The organism is Streptomyces sp. NBC_01451, from assembly GCF_036227485.1.
Classification (GTDB): Bacteria; Actinomycetota; Actinomycetes; order Streptomycetales; family Streptomycetaceae; genus Streptomyces.
In genome coordinates this window covers 1,032,972-1,047,646 of sequence record NZ_CP109479.1, presented here as the reverse complement: position 1 = coordinate 1,047,646, position 14,675 = coordinate 1,032,972, and the positions used below count along the sequence as shown (strand labels likewise).

Genomic DNA, 14,675 nt, shown 5'->3' with positions numbered 1-14,675 from the left:
ACTACGATCCCCCCTCGCGGGCGTCTTCGCGTCGTACCAGAGCATCCATTGGGTCCTACTGCCGATGGAGTACGCCCGGCCCGACGTCCTCCCCAGGGTGGGTGACGCGGGGGAGGTGCTGCTGCTCTCGGCTACTGCCCGACCTGGTACTACTGCCTCTCGTGGACCTCGACCCCGATCTCGTCGCGCTCCGACCGCTCGGCGCCTTCTTCGTACTACGCACGGCCGGAGCCCCCGCCGATCCGCCGCCGACACTCGCGCAGGCGTACGCGCACCGCGGGGAGGATGTTTACGCGGATTCCATAACTTTTCGTGTCCAAACCGTCGCGGACCGTATCCACGCCTCTGAGCTGCGGGTTTCCGCGTCGATCGCCCAGCAGGCGCTCGCGGCCCGGCTGTGGTCCGTCGCCCTCGGCTGCGCCGTCCTCTACGGCAGCGTTCCCGACCTCGATCCCCGCCTGCTCCGCTGGGACGCCGCCGCGAGCGCCCCCGACGACCTGTGGGCGACGGAGGTGCGCCCCCGCCCGGCCGACCCGGCGACGATCACGGATCTCGTCGTACGAGGGCATCTGGAGCCCCTCACAGCCGCCCTGCATGCCCGCTACGGCGTCGCCGAGGGCCTGCTGTGGGGCAACGCGGGTTCGGCGCTGGCCGGCGCGGCCCGCGAGCTCGACCGCTGGGCGCGCGGGCCGCACGGCGCGGGTGCGGACGCGGGAGCACGCGCCCTGGCCCTCGCCGCCGAACTGTTCACCCACCCCCGCCTCGCCCCGTCCGGCACCCTCACCGGCGGTGCCTTCCGGCGGCGCAGCTGCTGCCTCTACTACAGGGTGCCCGGCGGCGGGATCTGCGGAGACTGCTGCTTCACCAGGGCCCCATGGTCTTCCCCGAACGCCGCATCTGGGTGACCATGTGGGGACCAACCGCCGAGACAGGGAGTTTTGGGTGCGTGTGGGCCTGCTGACCCGGGAGTATCCGCCGGATGTGTACGGCGGCGCGGGCGTCCATGTCGAGTTCCTCGCCCGGGAGCTGGGCGCCCTCACCGACCTGGAGGTGCACTGCTGGGGCGAGGGCCGCGGCGTCGGCGTCGTCCGGCACCGGTCCTGGCCGGCGCTCGACGGGAGCAACGACGCGCTGCGCACCTTCTCCACCGACCTCTCCATCGCCGCCGCCCTCGAAGGCCGCGACCTCGTCCACTCCCACACCTGGTACGCCAACCTCGCCGGGCACTTCGCCAAGCTCCTGTACGGCGTCCCGCACGTGATGACCGCGCACTCCCTGGAGCCCCTGCGCCCGTGGAAGGCCGAGCAGCTCGGTGGCGGATACGCCCTGTCGAGCTGGGCCGAGCGCACCGCCGTCGAGGCCGCCGACGCCGTGATCGCCGTGTCCGGGGCCATGCGCGAGGACATCCTCGCCTGCTACCCGGCCCTCGATCCGGCCACCGTCCATGTCGTCCACAACGGCATCGACACCAGCCTCTACCGCCCCGACCACGGCACGGACGCCCTCACCCGGATCGGCGTCGACCCCGACCGGCCGTACGTCCTGTTCGTCGGCCGCATCACCCGCCAGAAGGGTGTGCCCCACCTGCTGCGCGCGGTGCGGGACATCGACCCGGCGGCCCAGGTGGTGCTGTGCGCGGGCGCCCCGGACACGCCGGAGATCGACCGGGAGTTCCGCGAACTCTTCCAGGAGCTGAGCGCCGTACGCGAGGGCGTCTTCTGGATCCCGCAGATGCTGCCGCGCCCGGACGTCATCCAGCTCCTCACGCACGCCACCGTCTTCGTCTGCCCTTCCGTGTACGAGCCCCTGGGTATCGTCAACCTTGAGGCGATGGCCTGCGGAACCCCCGTGGTTGCCTCGCGGGTCGGCGGCATCCCCGAGGTGGTGGAGGACGGGAGAACCGGGGTACTGGTGTCCCTGAACGACGACTCGGCGATCTTCGAGGCGGACCTCGCGCGAGCCCTGGACTCCGTCATCGGCGATCCGGAGACCGCGCGCCGCATGGGAGACGCCGGACGGGAGCGCGCGGTGGAGGAGTTCGGCTGGGACGCCGTGGCCAGACGGACGGTAGGGCTCTATGAGGAGATCCTCAAACAAGGTCAACAGGCTTAGCCCGTCCGGCGTACGGGAAAGCATCGTGCACAACCACGGTGAGGGGAGCGGCGATGCGTCGTGGTGGGCCTTCTGTGCTCGGGATCGTGCTGGCGGGCGGAGAGGGCAAACGCCTGATGCCCTTGACCGCGGACCGCGCGAAACCAGCGGTGACCTTCGGCGGAACGTATCGCCTGGTCGACTTCGTCCTGTCCAACCTCGTCAACGGTGACATCATGCGCATCTGCGTGCTCACGCAGTACAAGTCGCACTCGCTGGACCGGCACATCACCACCACCTGGCGGATGTCCAGTCTGCTCGGCAACTACGTCACCCCGGTCCCCGCCCAGCAGCGCCTGGGCCCGCGCTGGTACCTGGGCAGTGCCGACGCCATCCTCCAGTCCCTCAACCTCGTGCACGACGAGCAGCCCGACTACGTCGCCGTGTTCGGTGCCGACCACGTCTACCGCATGGACCCCCGCCAGATGCTCAACCAGCACATCGACAGCGGCGCGGGGGTCACCGTCGCGGGCATCCGGGTGCCGCGCGCCGAGTCGTCGTCCTTCGGCGTGATCAGTCCCGGCTCGGACGGCCAGACCGTGCAGGGCTTCCTGGAGAAGCCCGCCGACCCGCCCGGCCTGCCCGGCGACCCCGGGTGCGTGTTCGCCTCGATGGGCAACTACATCTTCACCACCAAGGCCCTCATCGAGGCCCTTCAGCGGGACGCCGAGGACGGCGACTCCGTGCACGACATGGGCGGCTCGATCCTGCCCGCGCTCACCGACCGGGGTGAGGCCCAGCTCTACGACTTCAGCCAGAACCACGTGCCCGGCGAGACCACCCGCGACCAGGGCTACTGGCGGGACGTGGGCACGCTCGACGCGTACTACGACGCCCACATGGACCTGATCGCCGAGCGGCCCGCCTTCAACCTCTACAACCGCAGCTGGCCCGTCTACACCCACTCCGGCCAGTTGTCGCCCGCCCGCTTCAACGCCGGCGGCATCGCCAGCGAGTCGATCATCAGCGCCGGGTGCCTCATCCGGGGCCAGGTCACACGCTCCGTGCTCTCGCCCGGTGTCCGGGTGGACCCGGGTGCCGTCGTGCAGGGGTCGATCCTGCACGACAACGTGCGCATCGGGCGGGGCGCGATCGTGCGCGGGGCCGTCCTGGACAAGAACGTCGAGGTCCCGCCGGGCGCGACGATCGGCGTCAACCCGGAGCGGGACGCCGACCTGTACACCGTCTCCAAGGGCGGCGTGATCGGTCTCGGGAAGGGCCAGCAGGTGTCGTAGGGCAGATGCATCCACGCGGACGGCCTCGGTGAGCCCGTGCTCACCGGGGCCGTCCGCGTGTCCGGGGCCCGGAGAGTGAGCCGAACGGGCTGTTGCGGTACGGCCGCGAGGTGACCGTGCCGGGCGCGGCGCGGATCGGGACGCCCGGCGAGGAACGGATCCGGAACACGGACCCGGGTGCCTCCCGGGGGCCGCCCGACATCTGCCCGAGCCGACGGAGGTCTTCCCTGTGAGATGGACGCTGCGCACAGCGGGGGCGGTGACGGCCGCCGCCCTGTTCGCCGGCGCGCTCGCCGCCCCGGCCGCCCAGGCCCTTGACGAGCGGCTCACCGACCTCGTCAACCCGTTCATCGGTACGGAGAACGAGGGCAACACCTTCCCCGGCGCGACCGTGCCCTTCGGCATGGTGCAGCTGTCGCCCGACACCGGGCACAAGACCGGCTACCGCTACTCCCAGACCCGCATCCGGGGCTTCTCCCTCGTCCACCTCTCCGGCGTCGGCTGCCGGATCGGCGGCGACCTGCCGGTCCTGCCCACGACCGGCGACATCACGAGCACCGACTACGCGTCCTACGCCGCCGAGTTCGGCCACGAGGGCGAAGCGGCGAACCCCGGCTACTACAAGGTCGGCCTGGCATCGGGCATCGCCGCCGAGCTGACGGCGACCGCCCGCACCGGCGTGCAGCGCTACACCTTCCCGGCGACCACGAAGGCCAACGTGCTGCTCAACGCGGGCCAGTCGCTGCACACGAAGGTGGCGAACCGGGTCGAGATCCTCGACGACCGGACCGTCCGCACGACGATCACCGGCTCCGGTTTCTGCCGGGGCACCAAGCAGTACACCGTCCACACGGTCACCCGCTTCGACCGGCCCTTCACGGCGTACGGCACCTGGGACGGCACCACGGTCACCGGCGGCTCCCGGACCGGGGCCGACGGCGCCTACGTCCGCTTCGACACGACGGAGGGGGACCGCACCGTCGAGGCGACCACCGCCCTGTCGTACGTCGACGCGGACGGCGCGGCCGGCAACCTGCGCGCCGAGGGCGGACGTCCGTTCGATGAGGTACGGGAGGCGGCCCGGGAAGCCTGGGAGGCGCGCCTCGACGACGTCGGCACGACGGGCGGCTCGGACACGCTGCGCCGGACCTTCTACTCGTCCCTCTACCGCAGTTTCCTCGCCCCCAACATCGGCAGCGATGCCGACGGCCGCTACACCGGCTGGGACCTGAAGGTCCACCGCGCGCGGGACTTCACGTACTACCAGAACTGGTCCCTGTGGGACACCTACCGCACCCAGGCGCAGCTCCTGTCGCTGCTCGCGCCCCGCGAGGCCCGGGACATGGCGCTGTCGGTGCTGAAGATCGACGAGGAGGGCGGCTGGCTGCCCAAGTGGGGCTACGGCACGGTCGAGACCAACATCATGACCGGCGACCCGGTCACCCCGTTCCTCACCCACGCCTACCAGCAGGGCCTGCTGCACGGGCACGAGGAGCGGGCGTACCGGGCCCTGCGGAAGAACGCCGACGGTGTGCCGCCCGCCGCGCTGCCCATGCTGGGGCGCGAGGCCAACCGGGAGTACATCGAGAACGGCTTCGCGCCCTATCTCAAGGGCCGCCCGCGCACCAAGCTCGGCGATTCGGACTACCACTGGGGCGCGTCCGTCACCCTTGAGTACGCCCTGTCCGACGCGATGCTCGCCCGGATGGCACGTGAGCTGGGCCATGAGGCCGACGCCGACCGTTACGCGGCCAGGTCCCAGAGCTACCGCGAGGTCTTCGATCCATCGACCGGCTTCTTCCGGCCCCGGGACGGCTCGGGCGCCTTCGCGGGCGACCCCGATCCGGCGAAGGGCGAGGGGTTCCACGAGGGCACGGCCTGGCAGTACCAGTGGCTGGTCCCGCAGGATCTGCCGGGTCTGGTGGACCTGCTCGGCGGCAGACAGGCGGCCAATGACCGGCTCGACGCCTTCTTCGCCTACGACCGGATGAAGGCGGACCCGGCCGGGACGGCCCGCGAGGTGTGGGTGAACGGCCCGTACGCCTACTACAACGCGGACAAGTACAACCCGCAGAACGAGGTCGACCTCACCGCCCCCTACACCTATCTCTCCACCGGCCAGCCCTGGAAGACGACCGAGGTCGTGCACGCCGCGCTGACCCTCTACACGGACGGCCCGACCGGGATGACCGGCAACGACGACATGGGCACCATGTCCGCCTGGCACGTCCTGTCCGCGCTCGGGATCTTCCCGGTGCAGCCCGGCTACGACACCTGGGGCCTGTCCACTCCGGTCTTCGACCGGGTCGACCTCACCCTCGACCCCCGCTACTACCCGCTCGGCGCCCTCACGATCACGGCACCGGGTACGTCGGACAGCCGACGGTACGTCCAGTCGGTGGCCGTCGGCGGGTCGTCGTACAGCCGTACGTATGTGACGAGCGGGACGTTGCGGGGTGCCCGCTCGCTCGACTTCACGGTCGGGCCGGAGCCGTCGGACTGGGGGACGGGCCCGGACGCGGCGCCGCCCGCCCTGAAATAGCTCCCTCGCATCCTGACGTAAGCTCATAAATCACTTAAGTCCCACCGCTTCCGCAGCGGTGGGACTTAATCCGATGTTAACTGAGCGTAGCTTGATCGTACTTGACCGTAATCGCGCACTAGCGATTGACTGCTGGTTCACCCGTCGTCGACGCGAGAGCGATCCCTTGACCTCTGAGACCTCGGACCTGCTCGCCCCCCTCGACCTGGCTTTCTGGCACATCGACTCCGACCTGCACCCCATGCACCTGGGCGCCCTCGGTGTCTTCTCGGCCCACTCACCCACCGCCGGAGCCCACGCGGCCGACCTGCTCGCCGCCCGCGCCGTCGCCGTACCCGGACTGCGGATGCGCATCCGGGACGTCTGGCAGCCCCTCCTCCCGCTGGCCTTCGGCGGCGCCACCCGCGAGACCGCACCGGACTTCGACCCGCTCGACCACGTCCGGCTGCACGCCCCGACCGCCGACTTCCACGCCGAGGCCGGACGCCTCATGGAACGCTCGCTGGAGCGCGGCCGGCCGCCCTGGGAGGCACACGTCCTGCCCGGCGAGGACGGCACCTCCTTCGCCGTGCTCTTCAAGTTCCACCACGCCCTGGCCGACGGACTGCGCGCACTGACCCTCGCCGCCGGCGTCATGGACCCCCTCGACCTGCCCAAACCGCGCCCCCGCCCCGAACAGCCGGCCACCGGACTCTTCCCGGACGTCCGCAGGCTGCCCGGGCTGGTACGCGGCGCCCTCTCCGACGTGGGCCGCGCCCTGGACATCGGCGCCTCGGTCGCCCGCTCGGGCCTCGACAACCTCACCAACCGCTCGTCGGCCGCACTCGTCGCGGAACCGACCGGCACCCGCCGCACCGCCGGAGTCGCCGTCGACCTCGACGAGGTGCACCGCGTCCGCAAGACCGTCGGCGGCACCGTGAACGACGTACTCATCGCCGTCGTCGCGGGGGCTCTGCGCCGCTGGCTCGACGAGCGCGGCGACGGGAGCGAGGGAGTCACCCCGCGCGCGCTCATCCCCGTCTCCAAACGACGTCCGCGCACCGCGCATCCGCAGGGCAACCGGCTCTCCGGATACCTGATGCGGCTCCCCGTCGACGACCCGGACCCGCTCCGGCGCCTCGACTCCGTACGCCGGGCCATGGACCGCAACAAGGACGCCGGCCCCGGGCGGGGAGCGGGCGCGGTCGCGCTGCTCGCCGACCATGTGCCGCCGCTCGGGCACCGGTTCGGCGGACCGCTGGTCAAGCAGGCCGCCCGGCTCTGGTTCGACATCCTCGTCACCAGCGTGCCGCTGCCCAGCCTCGGCCTCCGGCTCGGCGGCAACCCGCTCACCGAGGTCTACCCCTTCGCCCCGCTCGCCCAGGGGCAGTCGCTGGCGGTCGCCATCTCGACCTACCGCGGGCAGGTCCACTTCGGGCTCGTCGCGGACGCGGAAGCCGTCCCGGACCTCGACCGGTTCGCCGCCGCGCTGTCGGCGGAGGTGGAGACGCTGGTCGCCGCCTGCGCCCCCTGCGCGGCCCCATGATCGTCACGGGTTTGGTGACTGGGCCCGGGCTTCCGTAAAATCGCCTGTTCGAGAGCGGGCGCGGTCTGAGCGCCGCGAAGGCGACCCAGGGAACGGCAGCGCGATGACGGTGACAGAGGACGGCCCGACGGCCGCGGACGGCCTGGACGACGTGGCAGACGTCTCCTACGGTCCCGGCATCGACCCCGAACGCATGGCCGTCTGCCTCAGCGTGCTCGAAGAGCTCGACAAGCTGGACGTCGACCACCCCGACGCCATCGCCGTGCGCCGCGCCACCGCCGGTGTCTACCGCACGGTCAAACAGCGCCGCAGGCAGGAGCGACGGGCCTCCAAGACCGCCCACGACAAGGCGGTCACCGAGTCCACGGCGACCGGCTCCGCCCAGCGCATCGACGACGAGACCGAGGGCATTCTGCCGTCGTCGGTGACCGAGGAGGGGCAGATCGCGGGGATACTCCAGCGCCCGCGCTCCTGCTACACCTGCAAGGCGCGCTACGTGGAGGTCGACTACTTCTACCACCAGCTCTGCCAGAGCTGCGCCGCCGAGAACCGAGCCCGCCGCGACGCCCGCACCGACCTCACCGGCAAGCGCGCCCTGCTCACCGGTGGCCGGGCCAAGATCGGCATGTACATCGCGCTGCGGCTGCTGCGCGACGGCGCGCACACCACGATCACCACCCGCTTCCCCAAGGACGCCATCCGCCGCTTCAAGGCGATGGACGACTCGGCGGACTGGCTCCACCGCCTGGAGGTCGTCGGCACCGACCTGCGCGACCCGGCACAGGTCGTGGCCCTGGCCGACCGGATCGCCGAGCAGGGCCCGCTCGACATCCTCATCAACAACGCGACCCAGACGGTACGCCGACTGCCCTCCGCGTACGCCGCGCTGGTCGACGCGGAGAGCGCCCCGCTGCCGGCCGGTGAGCTGCCCGCGCACCACGTCATCGGCGCCTTCAACTCCGGCGCGGTCGACGGACTGGCCGCGCTGCCCGTCGGGATCAGCGGCCTCGACGCCCAGAAGGTCGCCGATCTCGCCCTGGTCGCGGGCAACGCCAGCGTCGCCCGGCACCTCGACGGCACCGCCATCGACGCGGGCGGCCTCCTCCCCGACGTCGTCGACACCAACACCTGGGTGCAGACCATCGAGCAGATCTCCCCGGTGGAACTCCTCGAGACCCAGCTGTGCAACTACACGGCGCCGTTCATCCTGATCAGCAAGCTGCGGCCGGCGATGGCCGGGGCGGCGCGCGACGCGGTCAGCAAGCGGGCGTACGTCGTCAACGTCTCGGCGATGGAGGGGGTGTTCGGGCGCGGGTACAAGGGGGCGGGCCACCCGAACACGAACGCCGCGAAGGCCGCGATGAACATGGTGACGCGGACCAGCGCGCAGGAGATGTTCCAGACCGACGGGATCCTCATGACCTCGGTCGACACCGGCTGGATCACCGATGAGCGCCCGCACTACGACAAACTGCGGCTGGCCGACGAGGGGTTCCACGCGCCGCTCGACCTCGTGGACGGTGCGGCTCGGGTGTACGACCCGATCGTGCGGGGCGAGGCGGGGGAGGATCTGTACGGGGTCTTCATGAAGGACTACGCGCCCGGTAAGTGGTAGGCGGGGGTCGGGTCGTGCGCCTGGGGGCTGGTGGGGGCTGGTCGCGCCCACGCGGCGGAGTCGCTATCGACACAGCCCCGCGCCCCTAGGTGGGCCTGTGCTGCCGTAGGTGTTCATGAACCGCGTATGCCGTTGCCGGTTGTGCTGGGCGGACGCGGGTTCCGCCGTCCACCAACAGGTCTGTCCCCGTCACCCATTCCGCCGCGTCCGACGCCAGCCAGAGAACCGCGCGGGCGATGTCCTCGGGCTCGCCGATACGGCCGAGTGGTAGGCCGCCCGCGACCTCGTCCTCGCCGTGCTCCCAGACGAAGCGGGCCAGCTCTGTCCGGACGAGGCCGGGGGAGACCGAGTTGACCCGTACCCTCGGGGCCAGTTCGCCCGCGAGCTGTTGCGTCAGGTGGAGCAGGGCCGCCTTGCTGGTGCCGTACGCGCCGATGTTGGGGCCGACGTGCGTGGCGCCCTCCGTGCAGATGTTGATCACCGTGCCGCCGTGGTCGCGCATCCACGCCCGCCACGCGCACTGCGTCAGTCGCAGCGGAGCCTCGACGTTCATCGTGAACGCCTCGCGCCAGGCGGCCGGGTCGGCGTCCATGAGCGGGCCGTAGGGCTGGTTGGTCGCCGCGTTGTTCACAACGATGTCGAGCCGCCCGAACGCGTCGAGTGTGAACTCGGTCAACGCCGACAGATGTGCCGGATCGGCGACACTGCCCGCCAGTCCGACCCCGCCGAGCGTCTCGGCGGCCTGCCGCACCCCCTCTGGGTCACGAGCCGTCACACACACCCTCGCCCCCGCCCGCACGAGCGCCCCGGCGACGGCCAGCCCGATCCCGCGCGTGCCCCCGGTGACCAGGGCGACCCGCCCGTCGAGTCCGTACGGCGACGTCATCCGCGTACCGTCTCATGACGAACCGTCAGCCAACAGCCCCTGGACGCAAGGGGGTTCAGTCGACGGCGCCCAGCCGGGAGTGCTGCCGCGCGACCAGTTCCAGCAGGGTGCGCCAGTCCTCCAGGACGCCCGCGTCGAAGCCCGGGACCCGGCCGGCCTCGTCCGCCTGACGCAGGGCCGCTGCGTCGACGTCCACGTACGGATCCAGGTCCGTGGCGTAGGGGCTGTCGTGTACGAGGCGGGCGACCCGTTCGCCGAGCAGGTGCCGGACTGCGTCCGCGGCGACCCGGGCGTGCCGGGTGGGGGCGCCGGGTGCCAGGAGCCGACCGACGACGTGGACCAGGCCGGCCACCTGGAGTTCCTTGTCGGCGGGGCGACTTCGGCGCAGCAGGGCCGCCGTCTGGAGGGCGTGCTGGTGAAGATCGACCGGACCGGCCGGGCCGCCGCCGTGCTCGGGGGTGCCCCGGCAGGCGTGCAGCAGATCCATCAGCTCCTCGACGCCGCGCAGCTCCATACGTCAGTCCTCCCGAGTCCTGCCGCGGGACCAGCCGTTGCCGTCGGCCAGCAGACCATGGCCGACTTGCGCGCGGACCAACGGGAGCTGAACTGCCGAACCTGTTCCGGCAAGGGCGTACGCGGGTGCGCCGATTGAGCCGTACGGGTGATGCGCAAACCGCTCTCAACCTCACGAACAACCGCAGATTATGGCTGAATGAACACTGAGCGACTTGAGTTCTTTACTCCTTGTTTTCACCCCATCGAGCGGGCGCCCGCTCATTTGGTTAATACTGGAGCGGACGGGCAGCACGACTGGGTTCCACCCACACCCACGGTCCGTTACCGGCGCCACCGCGTCCTTACTGCTCTTGACCCAGACCCGAGTGGACGTAGAGCGGCCGGCATCAGACTGGTCCCGAATGTCCTGAGGGTGACCCGACACATAAGGAGTGCGCGGTGACACCGGAGAAGACGAATCTCGAACAAGGCCCTGAAGAACGTACGGCGGCCCCGGTCGACCGAAGCGACCGGCTCGGCAGCCTCGACGTGTGGGCCCGGTCGGCCCCGATCCGGCTGGCGGGCTACGAGGACGACCTCGCCGAGCCCCACATCCTGCCCAGCGTCGACTGACGCCCCGACAGGACCTGTCGAGACCGTCGTCGGCACGGGCGTGCCGGACCCACGCCCGTGCCGATGAAGGAACCGCGGCGAGCCGTGACCGGAGACCGGCCGCCGTCAGGCGAGCGGAGCCGTCCGCTGCCAGGGGTGCAGTTCCTCCAACTGCTCCGCCACGTCGAGGAGTACAGCCTCCGAGCCCGGGCGGCCCACCAGCTGTACCGCGCAGGGCGCACCCGAGGGCAGGGTCCCGAACGGCACCGCCATCGCCGGCCAGCCCGTCAGGTTCCACGGGGGAGTCATCGGCGAGTAGTTGGTGTTGGCGAGGACGTTGCGCAGCCAGCCCCGCTCGTGCCAGGCCACGGCGGCGGGTGAGCGCCGGGCGAGTGCCGGAGTGAGCAGCACGTCGTGCTCGGCGAAGAACGGTTCCAGGCGCCGCCGCAGCTGTTCCTTGTGCTGCCCCCGTTCGACGTAGCCGACGAACCGGCGCCCGACGGCCGCGTGGACCCGGGTGCGCCGGGTCAGCCCGCTCCGGTCGAAGCCCTCCGCGTCCCGTGCCGTGCCCGCCGTCCAGTGGGTGAACGAGGTCACGCCGATCGACAGCGGGTACGGCGGATCGGCGGGCCGCACCTCGTGACCGGCGCCGTCCAGCAGCGCGGCGGCCTCGCGCGCGGCGGAGGTGTACGGCCTGCCGATGGTGACGCCGGTGATGGGGCTGCGAACGGAGAGGGCGATCCTGCGGCCGGTGTGCGTGTCCGACCGTGGGAACGGGGTGTCCGCGAGGACCGACAGCATCAGGCGGGCGTCCTCGACCGTCGTCGCCAGCGGACCGTTCTCCGACATGCCGAACCAGTCACCGTTGCCGATGCCCGCCGGGACGACCCCGAGGCCCGGCTTGATGGTGACGACACCGCAGTTGGCGGCGGGGATGCGCAGCGAGCCCATGCCGTCGTTGCCGAGCGCGACGGGCACCATCCCGGCGCCGACGGCCGCGGCGCTGCCACCGGAGGAACCGCCCGCCGTGCGGGTGGTGTCCCACGGGTTGCGGGCCGTGCCGAGAGGGCCCTCCGTGGTGCCCCAGATACAGAGTTCGGGCACATTGGTGACCCCGACGACGATCGCGCCCGCCGCGCGGAGCCGGGCCACGGTGATGTGGTCGTCCTCGGCGGGACTGTCCGGTGTGGCGGTGGAGCCGTGCCGGGTCGACTCGCCGCGCACGGCCAGGTTGTCCTTCACCGCGATGGGCACGCCCGCGAGCGGAAGGTCCGCCAGGTCTGCCCGGCCCGCCACCTCGTCCGCCTCGGCCAGCGCCTCCCGCGCCCTCAGCCGGCGGAACGCCCCGACCCGGGCGTCCAGCAGTTCGATGCGCGCGAGATGCTCGGCCACTACTTCACGCGGGGTGACACGCTTCTCGCGGACGGCGGCGGCGATCTCGACGGCGGTACGGCCGACCCAGCTGGTCACGGCGGCTCCTCGGGGTGGATACGACACATCGTGCAACGCGTGAGGCGATGAGGCTACTCGCGAGTACGGAGGGGCGTCGAGTGTCGTCGAGTGTCGTCGAGCTTGGACATTCGGCCCGTGCCTCTTGGGCTTTTCTGGTGAAGGACCATCCGGTTCCCGCCACAGAGTCGCTGGTCATCCGATCACTGGCCGAACTCGCCTTGATCCGGGCCCCATTGACAGTCTCTGGGGCACGCTCGATCATCACACATCCGATGAATGGGAGCTTCCGGATGAGCAGGTATCCAAGACGACGGCTTCTGGGTGCGCTGGTGACCCTCCTGCTGCTGGCCGCGCCGGTCCCGGCCGTCGCGCGCACAGCGGCGGCGAGCGTCCCCGTCACCGTTCCCGCCCTCACCAACTGGACCCCGGAGCAGGGGAGTTACAAGTTCGTCGGCTCCGCCCGACTGGTCGCCGACTCCGCGCCCGAACGCAGGGTCGCGGACACCCTCGCCGACGATCTGCGCGACGCCGGCCACGGCACCGTCGCCGTGGTGAGCGGTGGCGCGCGGGCCGGTGACATCGTTATCGACGTGGCTCCGGAGCGGGCCGCACTCGGCGCCGAAGGATACGAACTCCGGGCGGGCGCCCGGCTGTCGGTCACCGGCGCCACCGAGTCAGGCGCCTTCTACGGCACCCGCACCCTCCTCCAACTCCTCGCCCAGGGCGACTGGATCCCCGCCGGACGCACGGTCGACGTGCCCCGGTACGCCGAACGGAGCGTCGGCGTGTGCGCCTGCTACATCCACATCTCGACACCGTGGCTGGAGAACCTCGTACGCGAGATGGCGTACCACAAGCTCAATCAGCTGCTCCTGGAACTCAAGGTGAAGAGCGACGTCCACCCCGAGGCCAACACCTGGGGCTACTACACCAAGGACGAGATGCGGCGGCTCGTCTCCCTCGGCGACAAGTACCACGTGGAGATCGTTCCGGAGATCAACTCCCCGGGCCACATGGACCCCTGGATCGAGAACCGCCCGGACCTCCAGCTCACCGACTCCGACGGCAACAAGCAGCCCAGCAGACTCGACATCACCCAGCCGGCCGCCTTCGACTACTACACGAGCCTGATCGACGAGTACGCGCAGGTGTTCACCGGCGGCTCCTGGCACATGGGCGCCGACGAGTACATGCTCGGCTCCGACTTCGCCAGGTACCCGCAGATGCTCCGGTACGCCCAGGAGAAGTACGGGGCGGACGCCACGCCCCAGGACGCCTTCATCGACTTCGTCAACCGGGTCCAGGCCCATCTGGCCGCCAGGGGGAAGAAGCTGCGCATCTGGAACGACGGGCTCACCGGCGCCAACACCGTCCCGGTGACCGCGGGCACGACGGTCGAGCACTGGCTGAACGTGGCCGTGAAACCGAGCCGACTGCGCGCCCAGGGCTACTCGTTGATGAACGCGGCCTATGCGCTGTACCTCATCCGGGGCGGCTTCCACAGCGACACCAAGAGCCTGTACGAACAGAGTTGGGACCCGCGCAGCTTCGAGGGCGAGAAACTCGACTCCGGCCGGGGCATCACCGGCGCGAAGATCAGCCTCTGGCCGGACAACGGGCGCGGAGAGACCGAGAACGAGGTCGCCGTCGACACCGGCCCCGCGCTGCGGCACCTCGCACAGGCGACCTGGGGCGATCCGCATCCCGACGCCACCTACGCCGGGTTCACCGCGCGGGGGACGGCCGTCGGGCGCGCGCCCGGCCTGCGGGATCTGACCCGGGTACCGGTCGCGGACGGGACGTACACCCTGCGGGCGGGCGCCGTCTCCCTCACCGCCGAGGTGCGGCGCACACCCGACGGATACGTCACCCTGCGCACCGCGGACGGGTGCCTGGAGGTGCGCGGCGGGAAGCTCACGCTCAACACCCCGCTCCAGCCGGGCGTCGAGCTCACCGCGCAGACCTGCGATGCCGGAAACACCGTGCAGCGCTGGGAGTTGGCACAGTCCGGGGGCGGTTTCAGGCTCGTCAACGCGATCACCCGGATGGCCGTGGCCGTCACCGGCGACGGTCGCCTCGTCCAGTACCCGCCGGACCAGCGCCCGCCCGCTGACTGGCACTTGACCACCATCCACTGATCCCCACCGAAACCGATCCGCACC

General features: G+C 71.1%; 11 protein-coding genes. 8 read left to right on the top strand and 3 right to left on the bottom strand.

The window, feature by feature from the left end:
- Window positions 1-161: 161 nt before the first annotated feature.
- The 6 genes from OG595_RS04660 (at window position 162) to OG595_RS04635 (ending at window position 9,068) form a co-directional block, all read left to right on the top strand.
- Complete coding sequence (locus OG595_RS04660) at window positions 162-905, top strand: IucA/IucC family C-terminal-domain containing protein (RefSeq protein ID WP_329268088.1); 744 nt, start codon at window positions 162-164, stop codon at window positions 903-905.
- 37 nt (window positions 906-942) lie between these two features.
- Window positions 943-2,112 carry a glycogen synthase gene (glgA, locus tag OG595_RS04655; protein WP_329268086.1) on the top strand — a complete coding sequence of 390 codons (1,170 nt, stop codon included), beginning with the start codon at window positions 943-945 and terminating at the stop codon, window positions 2,110-2,112.
- Between the two features lie 53 nt (window positions 2,113-2,165).
- Complete coding sequence (gene glgC, locus OG595_RS04650; RefSeq protein WP_329268083.1) at window positions 2,166-3,386, top strand: glucose-1-phosphate adenylyltransferase; 1,221 nt, start codon at window positions 2,166-2,168, stop codon at window positions 3,384-3,386.
- A 229-nt stretch (window positions 3,387-3,615) separates the two neighbouring features.
- Window positions 3,616-5,928, top strand: a complete 2,313-nt coding sequence (locus OG595_RS04645) for a GH92 family glycosyl hydrolase (protein ID WP_329268081.1) — start codon at window positions 3,616-3,618, stop codon at window positions 5,926-5,928.
- Window positions 5,929-6,094: 166 nt separating this feature from the next.
- The gene (locus OG595_RS04640) at window positions 6,095-7,453 is read left to right on the top strand and encodes a wax ester/triacylglycerol synthase family O-acyltransferase (protein WP_329268080.1); all 1,359 of its coding nucleotides are present in this window, start codon (window positions 6,095-6,097) and stop codon (window positions 7,451-7,453) included.
- Between the two features lie 103 nt (window positions 7,454-7,556).
- Window positions 7,557-9,068, top strand: coding sequence for an SDR family NAD(P)-dependent oxidoreductase (locus OG595_RS04635; protein ID WP_329268078.1), 1,512 nt, complete (start codon window positions 7,557-7,559; stop codon window positions 9,066-9,068).
- A gap of 85 nt (window positions 9,069-9,153) precedes the next feature.
- Here OG595_RS04635 and OG595_RS04630 read toward each other — a convergent pair whose 3' ends face one another.
- Both OG595_RS04630 and OG595_RS04625 read right to left on the bottom strand, forming a co-directional pair.
- Window positions 9,154-9,954, bottom strand: coding sequence for an SDR family oxidoreductase (locus tag OG595_RS04630; RefSeq protein WP_329268075.1), 801 nt, complete (start codon window positions 9,952-9,954; stop codon window positions 9,154-9,156).
- A 55-nt stretch (window positions 9,955-10,009) separates the two neighbouring features.
- Window positions 10,010-10,468, bottom strand: coding sequence for a hypothetical protein (locus tag OG595_RS04625; protein WP_329268072.1), 459 nt, complete (start codon window positions 10,466-10,468; stop codon window positions 10,010-10,012).
- A 440-nt stretch (window positions 10,469-10,908) separates the two neighbouring features.
- Here OG595_RS04625 and OG595_RS04620 point away from each other — a divergent pair, with 440 nt between their 5' ends.
- On the top strand, window positions 10,909-11,082 hold the full coding sequence (locus OG595_RS04620; RefSeq protein WP_329268070.1) for a hypothetical protein: 174 nt from the start codon (window positions 10,909-10,911) through the stop codon (window positions 11,080-11,082).
- Window positions 11,083-11,187: 105 nt separating this feature from the next.
- On the opposite strand, the gene OG595_RS04615 is transcribed toward OG595_RS04620, so the two are convergent.
- Complete coding sequence (locus OG595_RS04615) at window positions 11,188-12,531, bottom strand: amidase (protein ID WP_329268068.1); 1,344 nt, start codon at window positions 12,529-12,531, stop codon at window positions 11,188-11,190.
- A 272-nt stretch (window positions 12,532-12,803) separates the two neighbouring features.
- Here OG595_RS04615 and OG595_RS04610 point away from each other — a divergent pair, with 272 nt between their 5' ends.
- Window positions 12,804-14,651: a family 20 glycosylhydrolase gene (locus tag OG595_RS04610; protein ID WP_329268066.1), complete on the top strand. Its 1,848-nt coding sequence runs from the start codon at window positions 12,804-12,806 to the stop codon at window positions 14,649-14,651.
- The last annotated feature ends 24 nt before the right edge of the window (window positions 14,652-14,675 follow it).

What these genes read in the sequence shown, in the direction of transcription:
- glgC (WP_329268083.1), top strand. Translation starts at nt 2,166, where the DNA reads ATGCGTCGTGGTGGGCCTTCTGTGCTCGGGATCGTGCTGGCGGGCGGA.
- OG595_RS04635 (WP_329268078.1), top strand. Translation starts at nt 7,557, where the DNA reads ATGACGGTGACAGAGGACGGCCCGACGGCCGCGGACGGCCTGGACGAC.
- OG595_RS04630 (WP_329268075.1), bottom strand. Translation starts at nt 9,954, where the DNA reads ATGACGTCGCCGTACGGACTCGACGGGCGGGTCGCCCTGGTCACCGGG.
- OG595_RS04625 (WP_329268072.1), bottom strand. Translation starts at nt 10,468, where the DNA reads ATGGAGCTGCGCGGCGTCGAGGAGCTGATGGATCTGCTGCACGCCTGC.
- OG595_RS04610 (WP_329268066.1), top strand. Translation starts at nt 12,804, where the DNA reads ATGAGCAGGTATCCAAGACGACGGCTTCTGGGTGCGCTGGTGACCCTC.